General features: G+C 44.6%; 2 riboswitches.

The annotated features are described in order from the left end of the window. Positions 1 to 84, top strand: a riboswitch (cyclic di-GMP riboswitch). This riboswitch is flagged as partial in the annotation. Positions 85 to 240: 156 nt separating this feature from the next. Continuing rightward, positions 241 to 327, top strand: a riboswitch (cyclic di-GMP riboswitch). Positions 328 to 487 lie beyond the last annotated feature (160 nt).

Raw genomic sequence — 487 nt, 5'->3', positions numbered from 1 at the left:
TGTAAAAGGCAAACTCTGCGAAAGCAGGGGACGCAAAGTCACTGATCTAAAGGGCAGATGCCCCAGGATGGCAGGACCGCCAGGTAACGCAACTCGTTTTACTCACACAAGAGGATAAACGAGTCTCTAGCAATAAAACTTCAGAGCGTATCCACGCGGTTCCTGCCTTTTAACGAAACTAAAAGGAGGAGTCAAATGTACATTATCCTACGGTAGCGACAAACACAATCTATTGTCGCAATTTGAAAAAGGCAAACTCTGCGAAAGCAGGGGACGCAAAGTCACTGATCTAAAGGGCAAATACCCCAGGATGGCAGGACTGCCAGATACCGCAACTCGTTTTACTCATGCATGAGGAAAGACGAGTCTTGAGTAATAGAACTTCAGAGCGTATCCATGCAGTTCCTACCTTAAACTTTAAGGAGGAATTATTTATGAAAACCAATGATCAATTATTGGCTATCAATTCGGTAACCCATACCACGAG

Origin of the sequence: Nitrosomonas supralitoralis (assembly GCF_003011925.2) — a bacterium.
GTDB lineage: Bacteria > Pseudomonadota > Gammaproteobacteria > Burkholderiales > Nitrosomonadaceae > Nitrosomonas > Nitrosomonas supralitoralis.
Note: the sequence above shows the minus strand (reverse complement) of the source record. Positions and strands in the feature narration are given on the sequence as shown.